Source organism: Nocardioides sp. T5, from assembly GCF_048161455.1.
Taxonomy (GTDB): domain Bacteria; phylum Actinomycetota; class Actinomycetes; order Propionibacteriales; family Nocardioidaceae; genus Nocardioides.
The window spans coordinates 3,174,007-3,197,651 of record NZ_CP182415.1; the positions used below are offsets into that span (position 1 = coordinate 3,174,007).

Below are 23,645 nucleotides of genomic sequence, written 5' to 3' on the forward strand. Positions count from 1 at the left end.
TGGTCACCGCGAGGGTCGTCTTGCGCATGGGCGGAGGTCGTCCTTCAGATCAGGTGGTCAGGTGGAGAGGGGGGTCCGGGGTGGGTCAGGCCGCCGACGAGGCCGGCGCCTCGCTCGGGCTCTTCGCCGGGGGCGCCGTGGGACGGCGGCGGACGGCGAGGAGGAAGAGGGCCATCACCGGGATCACGTAGAGCAGCCACGCTGCCGCCTCGAGCTTGGTCGTGGCCGGCGAGAAGTTGAAGACGCCCTTGAGGATCGTGCCGTACCAGCTGTTGACGTCGATGGTCTCGGAGACGTCGAAGGCGAGGTCGTGGAGGCCCGGGAGGAAGCGACCCTCCTGCAGGTCGTGCACGCCATAGGCCAGGACGCCGGCGGCGACCACGATGAGGAAGGCGCCGGTCCAGGTGAAGAACTTCGTCAGGTTGATGCGGACGGCGCCGCGGTAGATCAGACAGCCGAGGACGACGGCGGTCGCGAGGCCGAGGGCCGCGCCGGTGAGCGGCTCCCAGGTCGGCGTCGTGATGCCGGTGGCGGCGCGGGTGCCGGCCTGCGTGGCCGCCCAGAGGAACAGCGCGGTCTCAAGGCCCTCGCGCCCGACGGCCAGGACCGCCACGACGACGAGCGACCAGCGGCTGCCGTCGGCGGCCTCGTCGATCCGGCCACGGAGCTCGCCGCTGAGGCCGCGCGCGGCGCGGGCCATCCAGAAGATCATCCAGGTCACGAAGCCGACCGCGAAGATGGAGAGGCTGCCGCCGATCAGTTCCTGCGCCTCGAAGGTCAGGCCGCGCGGACCGAAGGTGAGCACGGCACCGAAGGCGAGGCTGACGGCGACGGCCAACGCGACGCCGGCCCAGATCCGCGGCAGCAGGTGACGCCGGTCCGTCGTGACCAGGTAGGCCACGAGGATGGTCACGACGAGGGACGCCTCGAGGCCCTCGCGGAGGCCGATCAGGTAGTTCGCCAGCACGAACGACGAGACTACACCTGAGGTTAGGCATGCCTAACTAATCCGACCGAGGTGTGGATCACAGCCCGGGTCCGTACGACGGCGAGGCCGCCCCGCACCCCAGGGGGGCAGGACGGCCTCGGGTGTCCATGAGGTCGTGCGTCAGCGGGCCGAGGAGCCCTCGACGTAGTCGGTGTCGTGCGACTTCACCCAGGCCATGAGCTTGCGCAGCTCGCGACCGGTCTGCTCGATGGGGTGGGACTCACCCTTCTTGCGGAACTCGGTGAACTCCGGCGAGCCGTTGTCCATGTCGGTGATGAAGCGCTCGGCGAACGCGCCGTTCTTGATGTCGGCGAGCACGTCCTCCATGTTCTTCTTCACGTCCGGGGTGATCACGCGCGGGCCGGAGACGTAGTCGCCGAACTCGGCGGTGTCGGAGACCGACCAGCGCTGCTTGGCGATGCCGCCCTCGTACATCAGGTCGACGATGAGCTTGAGCTCGTGGAGGCACTCGAAGTAGGCCACCTCGGGCTGGTAGCCGGCCTCGGTCAGCACCTCGAAGCCGTACATCACGAGCTGCGACGCGCCGCCGCAGAGCACGGCCTGCTCGCCGAACAGGTCGGTCTCGGTCTCCTCGGTGAAGGTGGTCTTGATGCCGCCGGCACGGAGACCGCCGATCGCCTTGGCGTAGGAGAGCGCGAGGTCCCAGGCCTTGCCGGACTCGTCCTTCTCCACCGCGACCAGCACGGGCACGCCGCGGCCGTCGACGTACTCGCGGCGCACGAGGTGGCCGGGACCCTTGGGAGCGACCATGAAGACGTCGACGCCCTCGGGCGGGGTGATGTAGCCGAAGCGGATGTTGAAGCCGTGGCCGAAGACGAGGGTGTCGCCCGGGGTCAGCGCGGGCTCGATCTCCTCGGCGTAGAGCTTCCGCTGGTGCTGGTCGGGGGCGAGGATCACGATCAGGTCGGACTCCTCCGCTGCCTCGCGCGGGGTGAGGACGCGCAGGCCCTCGGCCTCGGCCTTGTCGCGGCTCTTCGACCCGGGCTGCAGCCCGATCCGGACGTCGACGCCGGAGTCGCGCAGGGACAGCGCGTGGGCGTGGCCCTGGCTGCCGTAGCCGATCACCGCGACGTTCTTGCCCTGGATCAGGCTCAGGTCGGCGTCGTCGTCGTAGAACATCTCAGCCACTGGGGGCTCTCCTTCGGGTTGTGTCTCTGGGTCTGTTCGGGTGGTCAGTTGGCGATGGCGGAAACAGGGGCGGGTACGGCGACAGGCCGGTGCGTGCGCTCGCTGATCGACCGCGATCCGCGACCGATGGCGACCATGCCGGACTGCACGAGCTCGCGGATGCCGAAGGGCTCGAGCACGCGCAGCAGGTCGGCGAGCTTGTCGGCGTTGCCGACGGCCTGCACGGTCACCGCGTCGGGTGCGACGTCGACGACCTTGGCCCGGAAGAGCTGGACGGCGTCGAGGACCGCGCCACGGGTGGTGGCGTCGGCGCGGACCTTGACGAGGAGCAGCTCGCGGTTGACCGACCCGGCGCCGTCGAGCTCGACGATCTTGATGACCTCGACGAGCTTGTTGAGCTGCTTGGTGACCTGCTCGAGCGGGGACTCGTCGACGTTGACCACGATGGTCATCCGCGAGATCTCGGGGTGCTCGGTCGGGCCGACGGCGAGGCTGTCGATGTTGTAGCCGCGGCGGGAGAACAGGCTCGCGATGCGGGCCAGGACGCCGGGCTTGTTCTCGACCAGCACGCTCAGGGTGTGCTTGTTGCTGGGGCTCGTCATCAGATGTCGTCCTCGTCGAACTGGGGCGCCAGGTCGCGCGCGTACTTGATCTCGTCGTTGCTGGTGCCGGCGGCCACCATCGGCCACACCATCGCGTCGCGGTGCACGCGGAAGTCGACCACGACGGGCTGGTCGTCGATCGCCATGGCCTTCTCGATGGTCGCGTCCACCTCGTCGGGCGACTCGCAGGCCAGGCCGACGCAGCCGTAGGCCTCGGCGAGCTTGACGAAGTCGGGGATGCGCTTGGAGTGCAGGTCGGTGTTGGAGTAGCGCTCGTTGTAGAAGAGCGTCTGCCACTGCCGCACCATGCCGAGCGACTCGTTGTTGATGATCGCGACCTTGATCGGGATGTCGTTGATCGCGCAGGTCGCGAGCTCCTGGTTGGTCATCTGGAAGCAGCCGTCGCCGTCGATCGCCCAGACCGTGGTGTCGGGCATGCCGACCTTGGCGCCCATCGCTGCCGGCACCGAGAAGCCCATCGTGCCGAGGCCGCCGGAGTTGATCCACGTGTTGGGGTTCTCGTAGCCGACGTAGTGGGCCGCCCACATCTGGTGCTGGCCGACACCGGAGGCGTAGATCGCCTCGGGGCCGGCGATCGCGCCGAGCCGCTCGATGACGTACTGCGGGGCGAGCGAGCCGTCGGCCGGGGTGTCGTAGCCGAGCGGGTAGCGGGTCTTCAGCCCGGCGAGGAAGGCGACCCACGCCTCGTAGTCGCCGTCGGCGCCGTCGGCCTGCAGCAGCGCGACCAGCTGGGCGATGACCTCCCTGCAGTCGCCCACGATCGGCACGTCGGCGTGACGGTTCTTGCCGATCTCGGCGGGATCGATGTCCGCGTGGATGACGAGCGCGTTCGGTGCGAACGAGTCGAGGTTGCCGGTCACTCGGTCGTCGAAGCGCGCGCCGAGGCTGATGATCAGGTCGCTCTTCTGCAGGCCGGCGACGGCCGCGACCGTGCCGTGCATGCCCGGCATGCCGAGGTGCTGCGGGTGGCTGTCGGGGAACGCGCCGCGGGCCATCAGCGTCGTGACGACCGGGATGCCCGTCAGCGCTGCCAGCTGCGCCAGCTCGCGCGACGCGCCGGCGCGGATGACACCGCCGCCGACGTAGAGCACGGGACGCCGGGCCTCGCGGATCAGCCGAACGGCCTCCTTGATCTGCTTGGCGTGCGGCGTCGTCACGGGACGGTAGCCGGGCAGGTGCAGCTCGTCGGGCCAGGCGAACGTCGTCTGCGCCTGCAGGGCCGACTTGGCCACGTCGACGAGCACCGGTCCCGGACGGCCGGTCGAGGCGATGTGGAAGGCCTCGGCGATCGTGTGCGGGATGTCGGCCGGGTCGGTGACCAGGAAGTTGTGCTTGGTGATCGGCATCGTGATGCCGCGGATGTCGGCCTCCTGGAAGGCGTCGGTGCCGATCATCGCGGCACCCACCTGCCCGGTGACGGCGACCATCGGCACCGAGTCCATGTGGGCGTCCGCGAGCGGCGTGACCAGGTTGGTCGCGCCCGGTCCGGAGGTCGCCATGCACACGCCCACCCGGCCGGTCGCGGCGGCGTAGCCCTGGGCGGCGTGGCCCGCTCCCTGCTCGTGGCGGACCAGGATGTGCCTGATCCGGGTCGAGTCCATCAGCGGGTCGTAGGCCGGGAGGATCGCGCCGCCGGGGATGCCGAAGATGTCGGTGACACCGGCCGCCTCGAGGGACGTCACCAGGCTCTGTGCGCCCGTGACCGACCCGCTTCCGTGTGCGCCCTGCTCCGTCATGTCCTTCTCTCCTGCGTCTGCGGTGTCCAGCGATGAGCCCATGAAAAAACCCCTCGGCCCGGTGGGCGACGAGGGGTGACGCGCGTGCGTTGGCCGGTCGGCCTCAGCTCACGCGTCGCGTGCGTACAAGAATCTCGGTGCGCATGCGACAACCGTCGTCGCCGGGGTGGTCCGGCGTCAAGCAAGTGTGACAGGCGTCCCAGTATCTGGAACGCGGGTCTCGCGATGTGGCGTTGCGGGCGGGGCGTCAGCCGCGGTCGAGCGGCGTGCAGATGCAGGAGCGATTGCCGTCGGCGTCCTCCACGACCCAGTACGACGGAGCCTCGGCGTCGCTCACCAGCCGCCCGCCGGCCGCGAGCACGGCCGCGAGCCGCCGCTCCCCCTCGTCGTGCGGCACCCACACGTCGAGGTGCCAGCGCTGCTCGGGGTCCTGCGGGGGCAGCTCGGCGCCGCGCGGGTCGTCGGGCCCGGGCGGGGTCTGGAACCACACCGCCGGCACCTGCCCGCTCGCGTCGACGACTCCCCCGGGCCCTGACTCGGCGCCAAGGAGGGCGGCGTAGAAGTCGCCCAGCCGTCCGTCGCCGGAGGTGTCGAGGGCCGGCTCGAGCTCGGTCAGTCCGGAGGTGTCGGCCTCGGCCCCCAGCTCGGCCGCGAAGCCGCTGATGCGGCGGGCCAGATCGATGTCGCGGCTGGTGATGCCGCCGACGTCGTGGCTGCTGAGGGTGACGATGACCTCGGGATAGGTCAGCGACACGTCGGGGTGGTGGTCGGCCTCGTCGGCAGCGGCACCGATCCGGTCCACCAGCGCAACGCCGGTCGCGAAGTCGCCGGTGCGGAAGCGCGCCTTGAGCCGGTCGAGGACCTTGCGCCAGTCGTCGAGGCCCGCCTCGAGGACCTGGTCGTGGGTGAGTCGCGCCTGGGGGTCCGTCGTCGCATCGCTCATGGCCCGACCCTGCCACGGGGCACCGACAGCGACCACCCCCGTGGTCGTCGAGGTGGGTCAGTCCAGCGTCTGCGTGATCTCGCGGGTGTCGCCGTCGACGACGACCCGGGCGAGCGCCCCGTTGACCAGCGGCAGGTGCGGTGGCACGTGGCCGATCTCCAGGTCCCAGACGATCGGCACGTCGAGCCGCCCGAGGGCGTCGAGCACCGCCTCGCGCTGGGTGAGGTCCGGGTGGTCGGGCGCCCGGGTCCGGCCGATGAGCACGGCAGCCGCCCGGTCGAACCACCCGGCCAGGCGCAGGGAGTGGAGGTAGCGGCAGGTGCTGACGGCGTGCTCCTCGCACGCTTCGAGGTAGACGATCGTGGGCTCGTCGAGTGCCTCGGCCCACGCGCGCACGTCGCCGTACGGCGTGCCGGCGAGGTTGGCCACCGTCTCGGTGCAGCCACCGATGAGGCGCCCGCTGACGTCGAGGCTCCCGCCGCCCTGCACCTCCCAGTGGCCCTCTCCGACGTGGCCCCACTCGGTGGCGCGGGGGTCCTGCTCGAAGCGGACCCACTCGGCGACCAGGCCGGAGTCGCGCTGGACGAACGGGCCCGGGCCGCCCGCCAGGTCGAGCCAGTGCAGCAGCCCGTCGGGGACGGCGTACGGCGTGTCCGCGAGGTTGTCGCCGTGGAGCGTGGCCCAGCCGAGGCGGGTGGTGATCGGCACCAGGAGGGTCGAGAGGTCGGAGTAGCCCACGAGCCACGTCGGCTCGGCGTCGGCGAGCGCGTCCCAGTCGAGCAGGTCGACCATGTCGATGGCGGTCTCGCCACCCCAGGGCGGGACGACGCAGTGGATCTCCGGGTCGGCGAGCATGCGGGTCAGCTCGGCGGCCCGCTGCTCCGCGGGGGCGGACGTGAGGCCGCCGCCGTGGAGGCACTCCCCCACCACGACGTCGTACCCGCGACCGCGCAGCCAGTCCAGGCAGAAGTCGATGCGGGCCGCCGACGGACCCTCGACGCCGGCGGACGGTGCGGTCACCGCGATGCGGTCACCCGGTCGGAGGGGGCGGGGGAAGCGGATCGGCGGGGCCATGCACCGATTCTGACAGTCTGTGTCCATGGGTTTCGGCGACGTCGTGCAGCAGGCCATCCACGCGGGCACCGGGGTGCCGCGGTTGTACGCCGCCGCGACCCGCGCCGGCCTCGGGCCGTCGGGCGCGTTCGAGGTGCTGCGCATCTCGCAGGCTGCCCTGCAGGCCGCCGCGACCCACGGGCGCGGCGTCCCCGGGCGCACCAACGCGATGCGTCACTTCATGTGGCAGGCGACGCTCACCGCGCGGTTCGGGGCGGATGTCGCCCGGGCGATCGCTGCCGCCCAGGAGGCCGGCACCCCGAACAGGAGTGACTCCCGCGCCGACGCGCACAACAACGCCGCCGGGCAGGCCTACGCGGCCGCGCACGCCGACGACCTCGCCGGGCTCGCCCCGTCCGAGGCGATGACGAGCCTGGTGCCGGTCGCGCTGGCGATGTGGGAGTCGGGCGAGCTGGTCTGGGTCACTCCCAGGCGGTGAGGCCCACGCGGTCGTGCTCGCCACCGGGCCACACGGCACGTACGACGCCCGCCGCGGCGAGCGCCTTGCGGCAACCCGGGCACGGCGGGTCGGTGATGTAGGCGGTGGCTCCCTTGGTGTCGCGCGTGGCGAAGAGCAGCGCGTTGACCTCGGCGTGGATGGCGATGCAGAAGCCGGGTGTGCCGGGACGGTCGTAGTCGCCGAGGCCCGGCACGTCGTCGTACCCGAGCTGGCCGCGGGGGCAGGCCCCGGCCAGGCAGTCGTCCTCGCCCGGTGCGGCGCCGTTGTAGCCCGTGGCGATGATCCGGTGCTCGATCGTGAGGACCGCACCCACCCGTCGACGCGTGCACTTGGCCCGGGCAGCGACGGCGTCGGCGATGCCGAGGAAGTAGTCGTCCCACCCGGGGACGACGTGGTCGGCGCTCCCGGTGCTGACAGTGCTCACGGCAGCACAGACTGCCCGATCTCACCCGGGTTGTGGGCCACTTCCCAGCGGAAGCCGTCGGGATCGGCGAAGTAGCCCGAGTAGCCGCCCCAGTCGCGCTCGCTCGCCTCGCCGACCTGCGACGCCCCGGCGGCGCGGGCCTGCTCGAGGACGGTGTCGACGCCCTGGGTGGTGGCGAGGTTGTGGGACAGCGTGACCGGGGGTACGCCGCCGCGTGCGGGCCGGTGCCCGACCTCCGCGCTGAACCCGCGCTCGTCCCAGAGGCTCAGCACGACCTTGTCCGCCACCCGGAACATGAGGACCTCGTCCGGCATGTCGACCTCGGCCTCCCAGCCGAGGCCCTCGACGTAGAACCGGCGTGACGCCGCGAGGTCGGTCACGACGAGGGTGATGAAGCTGACGCGCTGGTCCATGTCACTGCTCCTTCTGGTCGGGCTGCTGGTCGGGCTGCTGCTCCGGCGGCCGCGCGGCCAGGCGGGCGCGCTGGCGCCCCATGTCGTCGAAGTTGTCGTCGTCGAGCCACGCGTCGAGAGCCGCGCTCACGCGCGGCCACTCCCGGTCGGTGATCGAGAACCAGTCGGTGTCGCGGTTGCGGCCCTTGTAGACGACCGCGTTGCGGAAGCGGCCCTCCCAGATGAAGCCGAGCCTGATGGCGGCGCGGCGCGACGGACCGTTGAGGCTGTCGCACTTCCACTCGTAGCGGCGGTACCCGAGGTCGTCGAAGGCGTGCCGCATCAGCAGTGCCATCGCCTCGGTCGCGGCGCGGCTGCGCTGGAGCTGCCGGCCGAAGGCGATGCCGCCGATCTCGATCGAGCCCATCGCCGGATCGATGCGCATCAGCGAGCAGAACCCTGCTGCTCGCTCCGTCTCGACGGGCATGATCGCGAAGGTGACCTGGCCCGCCTCGCGGTTCGCGTCGAAGATTCGCGCCAGCTCGTCGCGGTCGCGGGGGCGCTCCCAGAACAGGTAGGTCCAGGTCGCGTCGTCGTCGGGTCGGCACAGGGCGGCGAACAGGTCGTCGACGTGCTGCGGTCCGATCGGCTCGAGCCGGACTCCCTTCCCCTCGAGGACCGTGTCAGTCGCAGGCGCCGCCGCTCCCGTCCACTCGACGGGGCGGCCCAGGGGCTGGCCGTGGTCGTTGGTCGAGCGGGTCCGGGTCGCCGAGAGCCGTACGCCCACCGGCCCGGTCATCGCAGCGCCTCCGCGACGGCGGCCAGGCCGCGCTCGACCTCGTCGAAGGACGTCGACAGCGGGGACAGGCCGATCCGCAGGCCGCCGGGGTCGCGGTAGTCCGGGATCACGTCGCGCTCCCAGAGCAGCGCGGTGACCTCGCGCATCCGGTCGTGGTGCAGCGTCACGTGGCCGCCACGCCGGGCCGGGTCGCGCGGCGAGGCGAGCGTGACCTCGGGCAGCGTCGCGTCGGCGAGCTCGACGGCGTACGACGTGAGGGCGACGGACTTCGCGCGGATCGCCTCGATGCCGGCCTCCTCGACCAGCGCGAGCATGTCCTGCATCGCGACCATGCCGAGGATCGGAGGCGTCCCGGAGATGAACCTGCGCATGCCCGGCGCGGGTGTGTAGCCCGGGCCCATCAGGAACGGGTCGGCGTGGCCCATCCATCCCTGGATCGGCTGGGTGAGCTGCTCCTGGAGGCGGGCGTTGACGTAGCCGAACGCCGGGGAGCCGGGGCCGCCGTTGAGGTACTTGTAGGTGCAGCCGACGGCCAGGTCGGCGTCCCACTCGTCGAGGGCGACGGGCACGGCGCCCGCGGAGTGGCACAGGTCCCAGAGGACCAGCGCGCCGGCGTCGTGGCTGATCCGGGTGAGCTCCGGGGCGTCGGCGAGCCACGCCGAGCGGTACGCGACGTGGTTGAGCACGACGAGGGCGGTGCTCTCGCCGACCGCCTCGCGGAGCTGGTCGGCGGTGACCCCCTCGGAGGTGTCGACCTCGATCCAGCGCAGCGTCAGCCCACGCTCGGCGGCGATGCCCTCGGCGACGTAGCGGTCGGTGGGGAAGTTGTCGGTGTCGATGACGATCTCGGTGCGGTCCGGATCGGTGCGTACGGCGTGGTCCACCGCGGCGCGCATCAGCTTGTAGAGCCACACCGTGGTCGAGTCGCCGATCGCCGTCTGGCCGGCGGCCGCCCCGAGGCACACGCGAGCCAGGTCGTCACCCAGGGTCGTCGGCAGGTCCATCCACTGCTCGTCCCAGCCGCGGATCAGTCGTCCGCCCCACTCCTGCTCGACGAAGGCGCCCAGCCGGTCCGCCGTCGCCGCCACGGGTCGTCCGAGGGAGTTGCCGTCGAAGTAGACGAGGTCACTGGCGGCGCCGACGAAGCGGTCGCGGAAGCGGGCGAGCGGGTCGGCGGCGTCGAGGTCTGTTGCGGTGCTCACGCTCCGCAACCTATCCGTCGACGCCCCGACGCCTCTCCCCGCGTCAGTAGCAGACCGCTCCGTGGGCGGCGCTCTGCACGACCTTGCGGTACTTGCCGAGCACGCCGCGGGTGTACTTCGGCGGGAGCGGTTCCCAGCCCTCCGCCCGGGCGGCCAGCTCGGCCTCGTCGACGTGCACGTCGAGCGTCATGTTGGCCACGTCGAGGGTGATCCGGTCGCCGTCGCGGAGCAGCGCGATCGGACCGCCGTCGCTCGCCTCCGGGGCGATGTGGCCGACGCAGAGACCGGTGGTGCCTCCGGAGAAGCGGCCGTCGGTGATCAGCAGGACGTCCTTGCCCAGGCCCGCGCCCTTGATGGCACCGGTGATGGCGAGCATCTCGCGCATCCCCGGACCACCCTTTGGACCCTCGTAGCGGATGACGACGACGTCGCCGGCGGTGATGGCGCCCTCGGCCAGGGCGTCGAGCGCCTTGCGCTCACCGTCGAAGACGCGGGCGGTGCCGGTGAAGGTGGAGTCGTCGAAGCCGGCGCTCTTCACCACGGCCCCCTCGGGCGCGAGCGTCCCCTTGAGGATGGTCAGCCCACCGGTGGCGTGGATCGGCCGGTCGAGCTGGCGCAGGATCTCACCGTCGAGCGGCTTGGGGTCGAGGTCGGCGAGGTTCTCCGCCATCGTCTTGCCGGTGCAGGTCAGCACGTCGCCGTGCAGGTGGCCGGCGTCGAGCAGGGCCCGCAGCAGGACCGGGATCCCGCCGACGCGGTCGAAGTCGGTCCACACGAAGCGCCCGAACGGCTTCATGTCCGCCAGGTGCGGGACCGTGCGGCCGATGCGGGTGAAGTCGTCCAGGGTCAGGTCGACCTCGGCCTCGCGCGCGATGGCCAGCAGGTGGAGAACTGCGTTGGTCGAGCCGCCGAGGGCCATCGCCATCGCGATCGCGTTCTCGAAGGCGGGGCGGGTCATGATCTGGCGCGCGGTGATGCCCTGGCGGAGCATGTTGACCACCGCCTCGCCTGACTTGTGCGCGAACCCGTCGCGGCGCCGGTCGACCGCGGGCGGGCTCGAGCTGCCGGGCAGCGACATGCCGAGGGCCTCGGCGACACTGGCCATCGTGTTGGCGGTGTACGCCCCTCCGCAGGCGCCCTCGCCCGGACAGATGGCCCGCTCGATCTCGTCGACCTTCTCGCGACTGATCTTGCCGGCGAGGCAGGCGCCGACGGCCTCGAAGGCGTCGATGATCGTCACGTCCTTGCCGTCGACCTGACCCGGCATGATCGTTCCGGCGTAGAGGAAGACGCTGGCCAGGTCGAGCCGCGCAGCCGCCATCAGCATCCCGGGGAGCGACTTGTCGCACCCGGCGAGCAGGACGGATCCGTCGAGGCGCTCGGCCATCATCACGGTCTCGACCGAGTCGGCGATGACCTCCCGGCTGACGAGCGAGAAGTGCATGCCCTCGTGGCCCATCGAGATGCCGTCGGAGACGGAGATGGTGCCGAACTCCAGCGGGAACCCGCCGCCTGCGTGCACGCCGTTCTTCACGGCCTTGGCGAGCCGGTCGAGGGACAGGTTGCAGGGGGTGATCTCGTTCCAGCTCGACGCGACCCCGATCTGGGGCTTCTCCCAGTCGTCGTCACCCATGCCGACCGCCCGGAGCATGCCCCGGGCCGCGGCCTTCTCGAGCCCGTCGGTGACGTCGCGGCTGCGAGGCTTGATGTCGGGTCCGTCGGCTGCGTGGCTCATGCCTGCAGGTTAGTGGGCACGAGTGGCGGCGCCGCGTCGTGTCTCATCCCGATCCTGCGGCGGTCTCACGCGGCTCGCGGCCGGAATCGCTCCTCCCGACGCTCGTCGAGGTACCGCACCTCGGCGGCGAGCTGGTGCACCGCAGGATGGTCGTCCGGGGTGCCGTGCAGCTCCCGCTCGACCGCCTTCCAGAAGGGCGCGGCGTTGTAGCGGATCGCCGGGTCGCCGACCCGTCTCGACCGGTCGCGCCAGGCGAACGCCTCGACCGAGGTCATCGACCGCAACCGGCGCGGCACCCACCACCCCGTCGCCCGCAGATCGACGTGCGCGGGGTAGCGGCTGCCGGCGTGGGTCCTGGCTCCGTCGGCACGCATCGGCCCCACCTCCTCGCCCTGCTCGTCGCGGACCGTCGCCCGCAGCCGGGCCATCCGCAGCAGCTGCTCCACCACGCACGCTCGCGGGCTCGTGCGCCCGGTCTCCCACCGCGCCACCACCGACTGGGACACCTTCAGGAGTGCCGCAAGACCCCGCTGCGAGACGTCCAGGATCCTTCTGACGCGCCGGATCATGCCGGGCAGCCCGCCGTCGAACGGACCCATGAACCAGTAGTCCCGCTCGGCCTGCGTCCAGTTCGCCATCGAGTCCCAGGACGCGCGGTCGATCTCCCCCACCTCGAGCTCCTCGCCGCCTTCGTCCGCCCCGTCCACGTCTTCCATCGGGTCCACCCCTCGTCCGCTGTCTGGCACCCGCGGTCGGGCACCTCGTACCTCCAGCACAGACCCCTACGCCGACATCGAGGCAGCCTCGTCCACAGACGCCCCTCGTGACCCTGGATTGGGTCGCCTGTGGACACTTCCGGGCCCGACGGTCACCCCGTCATCCCGTTCCGCCGAAGGCGCGCACCCCCACCCCCAAAGCCGCCCACTTGCCGGCGAGTCGCTGAGAGACTCACCGGCAAGGATCGCCGGCAGCGGGGGGGCGCGACGGGTCGAGGACGTGAGTCCCTCAGAGACTCACGGGCAAGAGTCCGCAGCGGTCAGGGGGCGCGCTCGGCCTCGCGCTTGAGGGCGGCGAGGCCGCGGTCGAAGTCCTTGCCGATTGCCTTGTCGAAGAACAGCTTGCCTGCCGCGGACATGACCACGCTGCGGGTGCCGGTCATCGTCCAGGTGACGTCGGTCGCCTCGCCGGTCGGGACGAGCTCGAAGCGCGTGACGTTGGTGGCCTTGAAGGGCTTGAGGAAGACCAGGTCGACGACCACCGAGGTCGGGGTGGACCCGGTGATGGTCATCTCGCCCTCACCGGCCTTCTTGTTGCCGGCCCAGCGGTAGGTCGATCCGACCCCGTGGTCGGGGCCGGAGTACTCGCGGTCCAGGTCGGGGTCCACGCCCTCCCACGGCGACCACTTCTGCCACTCGCGGAAGTCGTCGAGCAACACGTGGATGCGGTCCGGGAGCGCCTGGACGTGGGTCCTGCGCGAGAGCGAGAAGTCGGCCATGGCGAGGCTCCAGTCCGGCGCGATCCGGTCAGGCGATCCGCGCGGCGCGGACGACGAGGACGTCGGGGAGGTCCTTGTGGATCTCCTGCCACGACGCTCCCTCGTCCGGCGAGGCCCAGACCCCGCCGTTGCGGCCACCGAAGTAGAGACCGGGCTGGTCGTGGTCGTCGGCACACAGGGCGTCGCGCATCACGGCGGTGTAGTAGCCGTCGGGCAGGATCCCCTCACCCAGCGGCTCCCAGGACGAGCCGGCATCAGTGGTGCGGTAGACCCGCGCCCTGCCGTCGACGGGCCAACGGGCCTCGGCCCCGGTGATGGGGAAGTTGTACGCCGTGTCCGCGCGGTGGGGGTGGGCCACCATGGCGAAGCCGAACTCGGTCGGCAGGCCCGGGGCGATGTCCTGCCAGGAGGCACCGCCGTCGTCGGAGCGGTAGACGCCGCCGTGGTTCTGCAGGTAGAGCCGGTCGGGGTCCGCGGCGTCGCGCGCCACCTTGTGCACGCACTGCCCGAACTCGGGGTAGTTGCGCTCACCGGGGAAGAACTCTGCCTTCACCCCCGTGTTCGAGGCCCGCCACGAAGAGCCACCGTCCTCGGTGACGTAGACGCCGCCCGTGGACAGCGCGGCGAGCACGCGCGCGGGGTCGGACGGGTGCGGGAGGATCGTGTGGAACGCCTGGCCGCCGAAGCCCTCGTTCCACTCGGGGCGGTGCGGGTGGTCCCACAGCCCCCGGACGAGCGAGAAGGTCTCGCCCCGGTCCTCCGAGCGGAAGATCGCTCCGGGCTCGGTGCCTGCCCAGACCACGCCGTCGCCGCCGTCGGCCGAGGGACCGGGCTGCAGCTGCCACACCCGGGCCAGCGTGGCGCCCGTGTCCTCCGGGAAGCGGGCCGCGCCGTTGGGGGTCTCGTCCCACGTGGCCCCGAGGTCGTCGGAGCGCCACACCTGCGGGCCGAGCCAGCTCGACGAGGCACCGGCGAGCAGCCGAGGCGACCCGCCGCGGGTGTCGACCATGGCGGAGTAGACCTCCTCCATCGGGAAGTGCGGCCCCGTCCAGTCCCACGACGTCCGGTCCTCGTCGGACGTCCCGAGCCACAGACCCTTGCGGGTGCCGACCATGAGCAGGGTGCGCGACATCGAGTGCCTCCTGGACGCCGAGGAGCATGACTATTCCGATTAGGAACACTACTCTCGGAGGGCGATGAGTCAAGACGTACCGGTGACCGGTTATGCGATCCTCGGCCTCCTCACGTTCGGCGACGAGCTGACGGGGTACGAGGTCAAGCAGCGCGCCGACGTGACGCTGCGCTTCTACTGGGTCTCCCCCGCGATGAGCCAGATCTACACCGAGCTGCGGCGGCTCACCGGGCTCGGGCTGGTGCGAGCCGACGCACGTCCCGACGGTGGTCGCGAGGTGACGACGTACGCCATCACCGACGCCGGGCAGCAGGCGCTGCGGGAGTGGATGGACCAGACACCGGCGGGCTTCCCGGTCCTCAAGCACACCGTGCTGCTGCGGCTGCTCATCGGCCACGCGAGCGAGCCCGGGCAGACCCGGCGGATGCTGCTCGACTACCTCGACGAGCTCGAGCGCGCCGTCGCCGATCTCGCCGAGGTCCGCGAGGCGCTCCGGGGCGCGGACCGGCCGGGCGACCCGTTCCGGTTCCCCTCGCTGGTCGCCGACTGGGGCCTCGACTACTTCGCCGCCGAGGGGCGCCACGCCCGCCGGGCGCTGGACAGCCTCGAGGAGGGCAGCCTCGAGGAGGGCAGCGCCAAGGAGCGCACAGCGGGCTGAATAGGCTTGCCCGGTGACCCAGCGACCGAGCCAGACCCTGCTCGGCCCTGTGGGCCTGGTCCTGGTGGGCATCCTGTCGGTCCAGCTCGGCGCCGCGATCGCGAAGGGCCTGTTCGGCGAGATCTCCCCCACCGCGATGGTGTGGTTGCGGCTGGTGACCAGTGCGTTGGTGCTGGCGCTCGTCGCGCGGCCTCGGCTCGCCGGCCGTACGCGACGCGACTGGCTCGTCGTGCTCGCCTTCGGCGCCAGCCTCGCCACGATGAACTGGGGGATCTACCAGTCCTTCTCCCGGATCCCGCTCGGCATCGCGGTGACCATCGAGTTCATCGGACCGTTGACCCTGGCCGTCCTCGGCTCGCGGCGCGCCCGCGACCTCGTGTGGGTGCTGCTGGCGGGCGTCGGGGTTGCCCTACTCGGCTTCCAGCGCACCGGTCTCGACCCCGTCGGCGTGGCGTACGCCCTGCTCGCGGGCGCGGCCTGGGCGGCGTACATCCTGCTCAGCGCGAGCACCGGGCGCCGGTGGGCCGGGTTCGACGGGCTCGCGGTCGCGAGCGTCGTGGCCGCGACCGCGATGACGCTGCCGGCACTGGTGGCGGCCGGTACGTCGCTGTGGGACGGCCGCGTGCTGCTGATCGGCGCGCTCGTGGGCCTGCTCAGCTCGGTCATTCCCTACAGCTGCGAGCTCGTCGCGCTGCGGAGCCTGCGGCCGGCGGTCTTCGGGATCCTGATGAGCCTGGAGCCGGCTGCCGCCGCACTCGCCGCGATCGTGGTGCTCCAGGAGCACCTGTCGCCGGTGCAGTGGCTGGCCATCGCGTGCGTCGTCGCCGCGTCGATCGGCGCGACCCGCTCGGGCGCGAACCCGAGCGAGCCACGAGGCCATCACGACGACGACCATTCGGCGGCGCACGGCACACTGGCCACATGACCGGGGACGACAGGACATCCAGGCTCGCCCTCGGCGTGCTGGTGCTCACGCTCGGCGCCGCGGCCACGGGCTGCTCGGGCACCGACGCCGAACCGATCCCGCAGGTCACCCAGCCCACCGACCTGCCGAGCCAGCCGACGCCCAGCGAGTCCGAGGCTGACGCCGGGACCGAGACGCCGTCCGGCTCCCCCGAGTCCCCCGACGGCGGCAGCGGCCCGCCCGAGGTCGCCGACACCTTCGTCGAAGGGCTCGAGGTGCCGTGGGGCGTCGACTTCCTCCCCGACGGCCGGGCGGTCGTGACCGAGCGCATCTCCGGCCGCGTCCTCAGCGTCGGCACGGACGGCGCAGTGACCCCGTTGGGCACGGTCCCCGGCGCCGTCCCCCAGGGCGAGGCCGGCCTCCTGGGCGTCGCCGTCTCCCCCGACTTCGCGACCGACCGGGCGCTCTACCTCTACCTGACCACCGGCACCGACAACCGCGTGGTCCGGGCCCGCCTCGACGGCACGCGCCTGGGACGGACGACGGTCGTCCTCGACGGCATCCCCGCCGGCTTCATCCACGACGGCGGCCGCATCGCCTTCGGCCCCGACGGCCACCTCTACGTCACGACCGGCGAGACCGGCGACCCCGAGCTGGCCCAGGACCCCCAGAGCCTCGCCGGCAAGATCCTCCGGATCACGACCGACGGCCGACCCGCCCCCGGCAACCCCGACCCCGGCTCCCCGGTCTGGTCGCTCGGGCACCGCAACGTGCAGGGCCTGACCTGGGACGACGAGGGGCGCCTGTGGGCGTCCGAGTTCGGCGACTCCGAGTGGGACGAGCTCAACCTCGTCGAGAAGGGTGGCAACTACGGCTGGCCGCGGGTCGAGGGAGCCGGTGGCGACGCGTCGTACGTCGACCCGCAGCTGGTGTGGCCGGTCGACCAGGCCTCCCCGAGCGGGCTCGCCTTCGCCGACGGCCACCTGTGGATGGCGGGCCTGCGCGGACAGCGCCTGTGGCGCATCGCGGTCTCCCCCGGCGGCGAGGCGTCGAAGCCGCGGGCGTTCTTCACCGAGGACTTCGGCCGGCTGCGCACCGTCGCCGCCGCGCCCGACGGGCTGCTCTGGCTGACGACGTCCAACCGCGACGGGCGCGGCGAGCCGACTCCGGCCGACGACCGCATCCTCCGCGTCCGGCCCTGACGGGCCGGCGGCGACCGGGGTCGGTCAGCCGGGACGTACGACGGCGCGGCGGGCCGCCCGGCGCAGCGTGGTGAGGATCGCCGGCCCGAGCACCACGATCGCGATGCCGGTGGTGATCGCGCGCCCGGTGTCCCAGCCGCCCGTCGAGGTCAGGAGCGTGTAGATGAGGAAGCGGTGGGCGTTCTCGAGCACCGGCGCCCCGGCGACGTAGGCCAGCGAGCCCTCGTGACCCGGCACCGCGATTCCGAGCGCGAAGGGCCAGAAGCTGAGGTTCATCAGCAGGCCGTAGAGGTAGGACGCGACCACCGCGTAGACGACGAGCATCGTGATCTCGGCGCGGCCGCCGACCCGCCGCGGCAGCAGGCCCGCCCCCATGCCGACCCACGCCGCACAGATCATCTGGAACGGCAGCCACGGTCCGACGCCCGCGGTGAGCAGCGCCGATGCGAACAACGACGTACAGCCCAGCGCGAAGCCGAACCCGGCACCGAAGACGCGTCCGCCCAGCACGAGCAGGAAGAACACCATCTCGATGCCGGCCGTCCCGGCCCCGAGCCCGCGCATCACCGCGTTGATGGCGGACAGCACGCCCAGCACGGCCAGGACGCGCGAGTCCATGCCCCCCTCGCCCATCTCCGCGAGCACGACCACCATCACCAGCGGCAGCAGCGCGAGGAAGAGGAACGGCGGCTCGACCCGCTCGCCGGGTCGCGCCGCCAGCAGCAGTGGCCAGCACAGCATCATCAGGCCGGCGATGGACGCCAGGACCAGCACGGCCGCCGTACGCGGGCCGATCGGCAGGGCCACCGGCAGCTCGGCCCGGGTCCGCGTGCGCTCGAGCACTCGCTCCTGGATGCTCATCGGTGCTCCTCCCCGACCCGGGCGCGCAGCGCCACGGCGACCTCGTCGACGACCAGCCAGGGCGGTCCGAGGACCTTGGTGACCTGCGGGGCGAAGGAAGGCGACTCGGCCAGGACCCGTCGCGGCGTACCGCTGGACACGACCTCGCCCTCGGCCATCACCACGACCTCGTCGGCGACGTGGGCGGCGAACTCGACGTCGTGCGTGGCGAGCAGCACGGCGTGGTCGTCGGCGGCGAGGTCGGCGACGATGCGCGCCAGCTCCGCCTTGCCGGCGTAGTCGAGCCCGCGGGTCGGCTCGTCGAGGAGCACGACCGGCGGGCGGGCGGTGAGGACGATCGACAACGCCAGGGCGAGCCGCTGCCCCTCGGACAGGTCGCGTGGGTGGATCGTCTCGTCGATGCCCGGGACGAGCCGGTCGAGGAGGCCGCGGCACGTGCCGGGGTCGGCCCCCGAGCCGACGTCGGCGGCGGTGCACTCCTCCACGACGGTCTCGAGGTAGAGCAGGTCGGCGGCGGTCTGCGGCACCAACCCCACGTGCGTACGTCGTTGGGCGGGCGCGAGGTCGGCCGGGTCGTCGCCCGCGACGTGGACCGTCCCGGAGCGACGCTTGCCGGAGCCCTGCAGCGCCCAGATCAGGCTGGACTTGCCCGAGCCGTTGCGGCCCATGAGCACGGTGACGCGTCCCGAGGACAGGGTGAGGTCGACGTCGCGCACGGCGACGTGGGCGCCGTGCACCACCGTCACCCCCCGCGCGGCGAGCAGCGGCTCGGCAGCGGGGCTCGGCGTCGGCTCGGACGGGACGATCTCCGGCAGCGAACGAGCCCGGCGCCGGGCGTCGCGCACGGTCAAGGGCAGCGGTTCCCAGCCGGCGAGGCGACCGAGCTCGACGAGCGGTGGAGCGACCGGCGAGTCGACGAGGACCGTGTGCGGGTCACCCACCCGGATGCCGCCGTCGCCGGTGACGAGGCAGATCCGGTCCGCGAAGGGGACCACCCGCTCGAGCCGGTGCTCGGCGAGGAGCACGGTCAGTCCGAGGTCGTGGACCAGGCGGGTGATCGTCGCGAGCACGTCCTCGGCGGCCGTCGGGTCGAGGGCCGAGGTGGGCTCGTCGAGGACCAGCACGCGGGGGTGGGTGGTGAGGACCGCGCCGATCGCGACCCGCTGCTGCTGCCCGCCGGAGAGGGTGCGCAGGTCGCGCGCCCGCAGCTCGGCGATGCCGAGCAGGTCGAGGGTCTCCTCGACCCTGCGCCGCATCGTCTCGGGCGCGGTGCCGAGCTGCTCCATGCCGTAGGCGAGCTCCTCCTCGACCGTGTCGGCGACGAAGCCGGCCAGCGGGTCCTGTCCGACGTAGCCCACCAGGTGGGCGCGCTCCCGCGGCGGCTGGTCGACGATGCTCCGCCCGTCGAGCAGCACGTCGCCGGTGAGCACACCGCCGGTGAAGCGCGGCACCAGCCCGGTGACGATGCCGAGGAGCGTCGACTTGCCGACGCCGGTGCGACCCGAGACCAGCACGAGCTCGCCCTCGTCGAGGGTGAGGTCGACGCCGGCCAGCACCTGGTGCTCGTCGTAGCGGAAGCCGATGTCGCGCAGTTCGATCACGCCGTGCCCGCTCATGCGACCACCTCCTGGCGGACGGGTGCACTGGCGGGCACCGGGGTTGCGACGGCGGGGAGCGCCCCCAGCACCCCCACCGCGAGGGCGAGGGGAGAGAGGTAGGGGACGATGTCGACACCCGGGTAGGCGACGACGACCTGGGCACGGCCGACGTACCAGCCGAGGCCCGCGACCACGACGCCGACGCCGACGGTGAAGAGCTCGGCACCGCGCCACGCATCGGGGCGGTAGCGGGTGCGCTGCACCCGACGTCCGGCACTGGCGAGCCCGACGACGGCCACCGAGACACCGACGCCGAGCATGGGGAGTGCCAGGACCTGGGGGGCCGTCGGGTCGAGCCAGGCATAGGTCCCCACGCAGATGCCGGTGAGGGCGAGGAGCAGCAGGGAACCGGTCACCCACCGCTCCCGGACGGTCGCGCCGCCGGAGCGGCCGTAGCCGCGGGTGTCCATCCCGGCGGCGAGCGCCAGGGACCGTTCGAGCGCGTCCTCGAGCACCGGCACGAGGAAGCGGCGCAGGCGCCCGACGCCCGACGTCGCGCCGCCGCGCAGCGCCTGGGCGGCACGGACCCGGCGGGCGCTGTCGGCGAGCTGCGGGAAGATCGTCACCGCCACGACAAGGGCGGCGCCGATCTCGTAGAGCGCCGGCGGCACGGAGGCGAGCAGCCGCTTGGGATTGGCGAGCGAGTTCGCGGCGCCCACGCACAGGATGATCGCGGCGAGCCGGAGCCCGTCGTACAACCCGGCCAGCAGTGCCTCACTGGTCACCGGGCCGAGCAGCCGGATGCCGGCCGCCCAGTCGGGCAGCGGGATCTCGGGCAGGTCGAGCAGCACGTTGCCGACCTCCTGGCCGCCGAAGATGATCCGGAAGACCACCCGGACGACCACCGTGAACGCGGCCAGCATGGCGTAGAGCCGGAACGACCGGCCGAAGGGATGACCGGACCGACGTGCCATCACCACCACCGTCGCCGACCCCATGATGAGGAGCAGCAGCAGCGGGTTGGTGGTGAACGACGCCGCGGTGGCCAGCCCGATCGCCCAGGACCACCAGGCGATCGGGTGCAGGTCACGCGGCAGGGCCGCCGGTCCGGTCACGACGCGTCAGACCCCCCGTCGACGACGCGCCACGACCGCGCTGACCGCGATCGCGACCAGGAGCAGCCCGAGCACGCCCCAGGTGACGGCGGCCGGCACCCGGGCGGGGTCGTCGGCCTGCGGGTCGACCGCCTCGGAGGAGGCGTTCGACGCTGAGCCTGCGGGCGACTCAGAGGCGGTTTCGGAGGGGTCGTCGCCGGCACTGGACGGTGAGTCGCTGGGAGACTCACGGTCGTCGGAGCCCTTCCCGGACCCCTTCCCGGACCCCTTCCCGGACCCCTTGCCCGACCCTGCGTCGCCCTTGTCGCCGGCCCCGCCGGCGCCCGCTGAGCGGCGTGAGTCTCCAGGAGACTCACCGGCAACGGGCGCCTCCGACGGGTCGGCGGACGCCGATTCCGAGGGCGAGGACGCCGACGACGGGCTGGACGAAGGGCTGGACGAGGGGCTGGACCCCGAGCCGCCCCCGCTGCCTGCCGACGGGGAGGACGAGCTGCTGGGCTGGGAGCCCCCACTGCCCGACCCGCTCCCGGACCCGCCGCCCGACCCGCTGCCGGACCCGCTGCCGCCCGAGCTGGGCGAGGAGGTCGGCGAGGAGGTCGGCGAGGAGGTCTGCGACGGGGACGAGGTCGCCGTCGGCGAGGGCGACGAGGTGGGCGTCGACTTCGTCACGGGCGGGGCGACGCCGGGCGGGACGCTCGTCGAGGCCGTGCGGTCCTGCTGCCAGGACCAGCCCACCGAGCCACCGGCCGGCACGGTGAGCGAACCGACGCCGTAGGACGCGTAGGTCCACGACGCCTTCGACCCGTCGGCCCACCACAGGCCCCAGTAGGCATCGGCCGGGGACGTGTTGACGCAGGGATCGCTGGCCGGGACGCCGTTGACGCGGCACACGAACCCGGGCTGCCGGGTCGCGTAGGAGATGTCGACCCCGACCGAGGCGAAGATCGCCGCGGCGCTCTTGCCGCCCCCGTCGGCGGCGCAGGCGGTGACCGCGCCGCCGCCGAGCTCGCGGTAGTCGACGACGACGCTGACGCCGCCCGAGGACGCGCACGTGGCGGCGCCGGCCGCCGTGGCCGACCCGAGGACGAGCCCCGGGGCGGCCACCAGCAGCAGGGCGGTGAGCACACGGCGCACGGCGTACGTCGTCATCGCAGCGTCACCCTCGTCGAGCCGGAGCGCAGCGCGGGGAACTGCCCCACGGCACGGACGCGGACCTTGGCGCGACCGTCCGGCAACGCGACGCGGGCGAGGAAGCGGCCCTTGGCGTTGGCGCGGCCCTTGGCGAGCGTCCGGCCGGCGACGACCAGGCGCACCTTCTCCCGGGCGACGAGGCGGCGGACCAGCACGCGGGTGCGGGGACCGTCGCTCTTGAGCGTGGACACCTTCAGCTTCCGCTTCCCCAGCACCCGGGTCTCGTCGCCGACCTGGCCGTCCGAGCCGAGCAGCACGTAGGCGGCGGTCGTCGTCGCCTGCGGCAGCGTGACGGTGCGGGTCAGCACGCCGTCCGACGCCGCCACGATGGTGGCGTCGGCGACACCGGGGCCACGAAGCACGAAGCGGGCACCGGGAGCAGCGCCGAGCACCTCGAGGGCGACCTTGCTGCCGGCCTTGCGGAAGCCGGCGGGTCCGACGAGACGGACGCCCGCGACCGAGCCGCGCGCGGCGTCGGCCTGGGTCGGCTGGGTCGGCTGCGCCGACGAGCGGACGGCGACGGTGTGGGTGGTCGCACCATCGCGGCCGGTGAGCGTGTACGTCGCCGGGCCGGCGGCCGCAGGCAGGGTGACGGCGGCGTCGAGGACGCGGTCGGCGCCGACGACGACCGTGCGGCTGCCGGCGATGCCGGGGCCGGTGAGGCAGAAGCGGTCACCCGCGGTGCCGCCGGTCGCGGACAGCCTCGCCGTGCCACCGGGCTCGCTGCCGGTGGAGGTGACGGCGAGCGCCTTCGCCGAGCCACGGGCGTGGGTGAGGCCGGCGACGGCCTGGACGGTCGCGCGCCACCACTGGTCGCGCCCCGCGCCGATGCCATTGGCGGCGGCAGCGTCCATCGCCGCCTGGTCGTAGGCCAGGGCGCCCTCCTCGCCGGCCAGCGGCGAGGTCGAGGGCTGCGGGCCCACCTGCAGGGAGGCGACCCACTCGGCGGCACGGCCGGCCTGCTCGCACGTCCCGGCCGCGGCGAGCGCACTGGCGGCGAGCCCGGTGCTGTTGGTGTTGGGGTCCGGGGTGAAGGGGCTGCCGACGAACGAGCCGTCGGCCCGCTGGGTCGCGCCGAGCCAGGAGACAGCCCGAGCGATCGCGGCGTCCACGGCAGCCGAGCGGGGCGAGGTGGCCGCGAGCTGGTTGACGACGTACGCCGTCGTGTCCGTGTCGGTCGGGTCGGTGCCCTCGACGCACGACTGGTCGGCCGCGGACGCGTCGGTGGCGAAGAAGACGCGGAAGTAGCCCGAGGAGCACTGCTGCTGGAGCAGGAAGTCGGTCGCCGGGGCGGCCTTGGCGGAGCCGGCCACGGACAGGCCGCGCACGGCGAGCGCCTGGCCGAAGGTGTTGGCGTAGTCGCCGTAGTCGGAGAGGTCCTGGAGACGGCCCGCGCTGGGACCGCCCTCGGTCACCCGCGCCTCCGTCTCCGCGACCAGGTCGAGCCCGCCGTAGGCCCGCGGGTCGGCGCCGGAGACCTGGGCGAACACCAGCGACTTGGCCAGGGAGCCGGAGTAGCGCTCGGTGGCCGACGGCGCGGCGTACTCCTGCACGCGGCTCGCGAGCGACGAGCGGATCTGGCGGACCATGGCCTGGTCGCCACCGACCTCGTCCATGCTCAGCCCGATGTCCATCGTCATGCCGAGGTCGTCGAAGTCGTAGGTGTCGTTGTGGATGACACCGTTGGTGAGCTGGGTGGCGAGCCACCCGGTGCCGGTGCGTGCGGCGCTCGTGGGCGGGGCGTCCGTCGCGGCATGGGCGGCGGGTGCGAGCAGCGGTTGCGCCAGCGCGGTGGCGGCGACCGAGAGGGCGAGGCCCGACAGGGCGGTCCTCGACGTGGAGAATTTCATGGTTCCTTCCCTCGCTGCGACAGCGAGGGAAGCGGCATGCACCGGCCCGCCCCCGCTGCATTCCTCGACAGCGAT

23 protein-coding genes are annotated in these 23,645 nt (G+C 72.7%); 4 read left to right on the forward strand and 19 right to left on the reverse strand.

Annotated elements, in window-relative coordinates; genetic code table 11:
- Nucleotides 1-85: 85 nt before the first annotated feature.
- The 6 genes from efeU to ACNKF0_RS15500 all read right to left on the reverse strand — a co-directional run bounded on the left by efeU (nucleotide 86) and on the right by ACNKF0_RS15500 (nucleotide 6,513).
- Nucleotides 86-967 carry an iron uptake transporter permease EfeU gene (gene efeU / locus ACNKF0_RS15475; RefSeq protein WP_416953511.1) on the reverse strand — a complete coding sequence of 294 codons (882 nt, stop codon included), beginning with the start codon at nucleotides 965-967 and terminating at the stop codon, nucleotides 86-88.
- A gap of 141 nt (nucleotides 968-1,108) precedes the next feature.
- The gene (ilvC, locus tag ACNKF0_RS15480) at nucleotides 1,109-2,137 is read right to left on the reverse strand and encodes a ketol-acid reductoisomerase (protein WP_416953513.1); all 1,029 of its coding nucleotides are present in this window, start codon (nucleotides 2,135-2,137) and stop codon (nucleotides 1,109-1,111) included.
- 44 nt (nucleotides 2,138-2,181) lie between these two features.
- Nucleotides 2,182-2,739 (reverse strand): acetolactate synthase small subunit, encoded by a 558-nt coding sequence (ilvN, locus tag ACNKF0_RS15485; protein WP_299924652.1) that lies wholly within the window; start codon nucleotides 2,737-2,739, stop codon nucleotides 2,182-2,184.
- The gene (locus ACNKF0_RS15490; protein WP_416958546.1) at nucleotides 2,739-4,496 is read right to left on the reverse strand and encodes an acetolactate synthase large subunit; all 1,758 of its coding nucleotides are present in this window, start codon (nucleotides 4,494-4,496) and stop codon (nucleotides 2,739-2,741) included. The genes ilvN and ACNKF0_RS15490 overlap by 1 nt, the downstream gene beginning before the upstream one ends.
- A 247-nt stretch (nucleotides 4,497-4,743) precedes the next feature.
- Nucleotides 4,744-5,439, reverse strand: a complete 696-nt coding sequence (locus tag ACNKF0_RS15495) for a 4a-hydroxytetrahydrobiopterin dehydratase (RefSeq protein ID WP_416953516.1) — start codon at nucleotides 5,437-5,439, stop codon at nucleotides 4,744-4,746.
- Nucleotides 5,440-5,496: 57 nt separating this feature from the next.
- Entirely contained in the window at nucleotides 5,497-6,513 is a 1,017-nt protein-coding gene (locus tag ACNKF0_RS15500; RefSeq protein WP_416953518.1) for a S66 family peptidase, read from the reverse strand.
- A 25-nt stretch (nucleotides 6,514-6,538) separates the two neighbouring features.
- Between ACNKF0_RS15500 and ACNKF0_RS15505 the strand changes: the two genes are divergently transcribed.
- On the forward strand, nucleotides 6,539-6,991 hold the full coding sequence (locus ACNKF0_RS15505) for a DUF6973 domain-containing protein (protein WP_416953520.1): 453 nt from the start codon (nucleotides 6,539-6,541) through the stop codon (nucleotides 6,989-6,991).
- On the opposite strand, the gene ACNKF0_RS15510 is transcribed toward ACNKF0_RS15505, so the two are convergent.
- The 8 genes from ACNKF0_RS15510 to ACNKF0_RS15545 form a co-directional block, all read right to left on the reverse strand.
- A complete protein-coding gene (locus tag ACNKF0_RS15510) occupies nucleotides 6,975-7,436 on the reverse strand; it encodes a deoxycytidylate deaminase (protein ID WP_416953522.1) in 462 nt (153 codons plus the stop codon). The genes ACNKF0_RS15505 and ACNKF0_RS15510 overlap by 17 nt on opposite strands.
- Complete coding sequence (locus ACNKF0_RS15515; RefSeq protein ID WP_416953524.1) at nucleotides 7,433-7,849, reverse strand: VOC family protein; 417 nt, start codon at nucleotides 7,847-7,849, stop codon at nucleotides 7,433-7,435. The genes ACNKF0_RS15510 and ACNKF0_RS15515 overlap by 4 nt, the downstream gene beginning before the upstream one ends.
- Before the next feature lies 1 nt (nucleotide 7,850).
- On the reverse strand, nucleotides 7,851-8,627 hold the full coding sequence (locus ACNKF0_RS15520; protein WP_416953526.1) for a GNAT family N-acetyltransferase: 777 nt from the start codon (nucleotides 8,625-8,627) through the stop codon (nucleotides 7,851-7,853).
- Complete coding sequence (gene kynU / locus ACNKF0_RS15525; protein ID WP_416953528.1) at nucleotides 8,624-9,829, reverse strand: kynureninase; 1,206 nt, start codon at nucleotides 9,827-9,829, stop codon at nucleotides 8,624-8,626. Before kynU ends, ACNKF0_RS15520 begins: the two co-directional genes overlap by 4 nt.
- Nucleotides 9,830-9,872: 43 nt before the next feature.
- Complete coding sequence (gene ilvD, locus ACNKF0_RS15530; RefSeq protein ID WP_416953530.1) at nucleotides 9,873-11,564, reverse strand: dihydroxy-acid dehydratase; 1,692 nt, start codon at nucleotides 11,562-11,564, stop codon at nucleotides 9,873-9,875.
- Between the two features lie 65 nt (nucleotides 11,565-11,629).
- Nucleotides 11,630-12,280 (reverse strand): helix-turn-helix domain-containing protein, encoded by a 651-nt coding sequence (locus tag ACNKF0_RS15535; protein WP_416953532.1) that lies wholly within the window; start codon nucleotides 12,278-12,280, stop codon nucleotides 11,630-11,632.
- Nucleotides 12,281-12,600: 320 nt separating this feature from the next.
- Nucleotides 12,601-13,059 carry an SRPBCC family protein gene (locus ACNKF0_RS15540; RefSeq protein WP_416953534.1) on the reverse strand — a complete coding sequence of 153 codons (459 nt, stop codon included), beginning with the start codon at nucleotides 13,057-13,059 and terminating at the stop codon, nucleotides 12,601-12,603.
- 28 nt (nucleotides 13,060-13,087) lie between these two features.
- Nucleotides 13,088-14,191 (reverse strand): exo-alpha-sialidase, encoded by a 1,104-nt coding sequence (locus ACNKF0_RS15545; protein WP_416953536.1) that lies wholly within the window; start codon nucleotides 14,189-14,191, stop codon nucleotides 13,088-13,090.
- Between the two features lie 64 nt (nucleotides 14,192-14,255).
- Between ACNKF0_RS15545 and ACNKF0_RS15550 the strand changes: the two genes are divergently transcribed.
- Genes ACNKF0_RS15550 through ACNKF0_RS15560 form a run of 3 tightly spaced genes read left to right on the forward strand, consistent with a single transcriptional unit; the run spans nucleotide 14,256 to nucleotide 16,955 of the window.
- Nucleotides 14,256-14,849: a PadR family transcriptional regulator gene (locus ACNKF0_RS15550; protein ID WP_416953538.1), complete on the forward strand. Its 594-nt coding sequence runs from the start codon at nucleotides 14,256-14,258 to the stop codon at nucleotides 14,847-14,849.
- Between the two features lie 13 nt (nucleotides 14,850-14,862).
- A complete protein-coding gene (locus ACNKF0_RS15555) occupies nucleotides 14,863-15,774 on the forward strand; it encodes an EamA family transporter (RefSeq protein WP_416953540.1) in 912 nt (303 codons plus the stop codon).
- The gene (locus tag ACNKF0_RS15560; RefSeq protein ID WP_416953542.1) at nucleotides 15,771-16,955 is read left to right on the forward strand and encodes a PQQ-dependent sugar dehydrogenase; all 1,185 of its coding nucleotides are present in this window, start codon (nucleotides 15,771-15,773) and stop codon (nucleotides 16,953-16,955) included. Before ACNKF0_RS15555 ends, ACNKF0_RS15560 begins: the two co-directional genes overlap by 4 nt.
- Before the next feature lie 24 nt (nucleotides 16,956-16,979).
- Here ACNKF0_RS15560 and ACNKF0_RS15565 read toward each other — a convergent pair whose 3' ends face one another.
- From ACNKF0_RS15565 to ACNKF0_RS15585, 5 genes are read right to left on the reverse strand one after another with little or no spacing between them, the layout of a single operon-like run.
- Nucleotides 16,980-17,816, reverse strand: a complete 837-nt coding sequence (locus ACNKF0_RS15565; protein WP_299924696.1) for an ECF transporter S component — start codon at nucleotides 17,814-17,816, stop codon at nucleotides 16,980-16,982.
- A complete protein-coding gene (locus ACNKF0_RS15570) occupies nucleotides 17,813-19,432 on the reverse strand; it encodes an ABC transporter ATP-binding protein (protein ID WP_416953544.1) in 1,620 nt (539 codons plus the stop codon). Before ACNKF0_RS15570 ends, ACNKF0_RS15565 begins: the two co-directional genes overlap by 4 nt.
- The gene (locus ACNKF0_RS15575) at nucleotides 19,429-20,529 is read right to left on the reverse strand and encodes an energy-coupling factor transporter transmembrane component T (RefSeq protein ID WP_416953546.1); all 1,101 of its coding nucleotides are present in this window, start codon (nucleotides 20,527-20,529) and stop codon (nucleotides 19,429-19,431) included. The genes ACNKF0_RS15570 and ACNKF0_RS15575 overlap by 4 nt, the downstream gene beginning before the upstream one ends.
- A gap of 6 nt (nucleotides 20,530-20,535) precedes the next feature.
- Nucleotides 20,536-21,678 carry a hypothetical protein gene (locus ACNKF0_RS15580; protein ID WP_416953548.1) on the reverse strand — a complete coding sequence of 381 codons (1,143 nt, stop codon included), beginning with the start codon at nucleotides 21,676-21,678 and terminating at the stop codon, nucleotides 20,536-20,538.
- A complete protein-coding gene (locus ACNKF0_RS15585) occupies nucleotides 21,675-23,570 on the reverse strand; it encodes a hypothetical protein (protein ID WP_416953550.1) in 1,896 nt (631 codons plus the stop codon). Before ACNKF0_RS15585 ends, ACNKF0_RS15580 begins: the two co-directional genes overlap by 4 nt.
- Nucleotides 23,571-23,645 lie beyond the last annotated feature (75 nt).

Coding starts and splice junctions, on each gene's coding strand:
- ilvN (WP_299924652.1), bottom strand. CDS start 2,739: ATGACGAGCCCCAGCAACAAGCACACCCTGAGCGTGCTGGTCGAGAAC.
- ACNKF0_RS15490 (WP_416958546.1), bottom strand. CDS start 4,496: ATGACGGAGCAGGGCGCACACGGAAGCGGGTCGGTCACGGGCGCACAG.
- ACNKF0_RS15495 (WP_416953516.1), bottom strand. CDS start 5,439: ATGAGCGATGCGACGACGGACCCCCAGGCGCGACTCACCCACGACCAG.
- ACNKF0_RS15500 (WP_416953518.1), bottom strand. CDS start 6,513: ATGGCCCCGCCGATCCGCTTCCCCCGCCCCCTCCGACCGGGTGACCGC.
- ACNKF0_RS15505 (WP_416953520.1), top strand. CDS start 6,539: ATGGGTTTCGGCGACGTCGTGCAGCAGGCCATCCACGCGGGCACCGGG.
- ACNKF0_RS15515 (WP_416953524.1), bottom strand. CDS start 7,849: ATGGACCAGCGCGTCAGCTTCATCACCCTCGTCGTGACCGACCTCGCG.
- ACNKF0_RS15520 (WP_416953526.1), bottom strand. CDS start 8,627: ATGACCGGGCCGGTGGGCGTACGGCTCTCGGCGACCCGGACCCGCTCG.
- ilvD (WP_416953530.1), bottom strand. CDS start 11,564: ATGAGCCACGCAGCCGACGGACCCGACATCAAGCCTCGCAGCCGCGAC.
- ACNKF0_RS15535 (WP_416953532.1), bottom strand. CDS start 12,280: ATGGAAGACGTGGACGGGGCGGACGAAGGCGGCGAGGAGCTCGAGGTG.
- ACNKF0_RS15540 (WP_416953534.1), bottom strand. CDS start 13,059: ATGGCCGACTTCTCGCTCTCGCGCAGGACCCACGTCCAGGCGCTCCCG.
- ACNKF0_RS15545 (WP_416953536.1), bottom strand. CDS start 14,191: ATGTCGCGCACCCTGCTCATGGTCGGCACCCGCAAGGGTCTGTGGCTC.
- ACNKF0_RS15550 (WP_416953538.1), top strand. CDS start 14,256: ATGAGTCAAGACGTACCGGTGACCGGTTATGCGATCCTCGGCCTCCTC.
- ACNKF0_RS15560 (WP_416953542.1), top strand. CDS start 15,771: ATGACCGGGGACGACAGGACATCCAGGCTCGCCCTCGGCGTGCTGGTG.
- ACNKF0_RS15565 (WP_299924696.1), bottom strand. CDS start 17,816: ATGAGCATCCAGGAGCGAGTGCTCGAGCGCACGCGGACCCGGGCCGAG.
- ACNKF0_RS15570 (WP_416953544.1), bottom strand. CDS start 19,432: ATGAGCGGGCACGGCGTGATCGAACTGCGCGACATCGGCTTCCGCTAC.
- ACNKF0_RS15580 (WP_416953548.1), bottom strand. CDS start 21,678: ATGACGACGTACGCCGTGCGCCGTGTGCTCACCGCCCTGCTGCTGGTG.
- ACNKF0_RS15585 (WP_416953550.1), bottom strand. CDS start 23,570: ATGAAATTCTCCACGTCGAGGACCGCCCTGTCGGGCCTCGCCCTCTCG.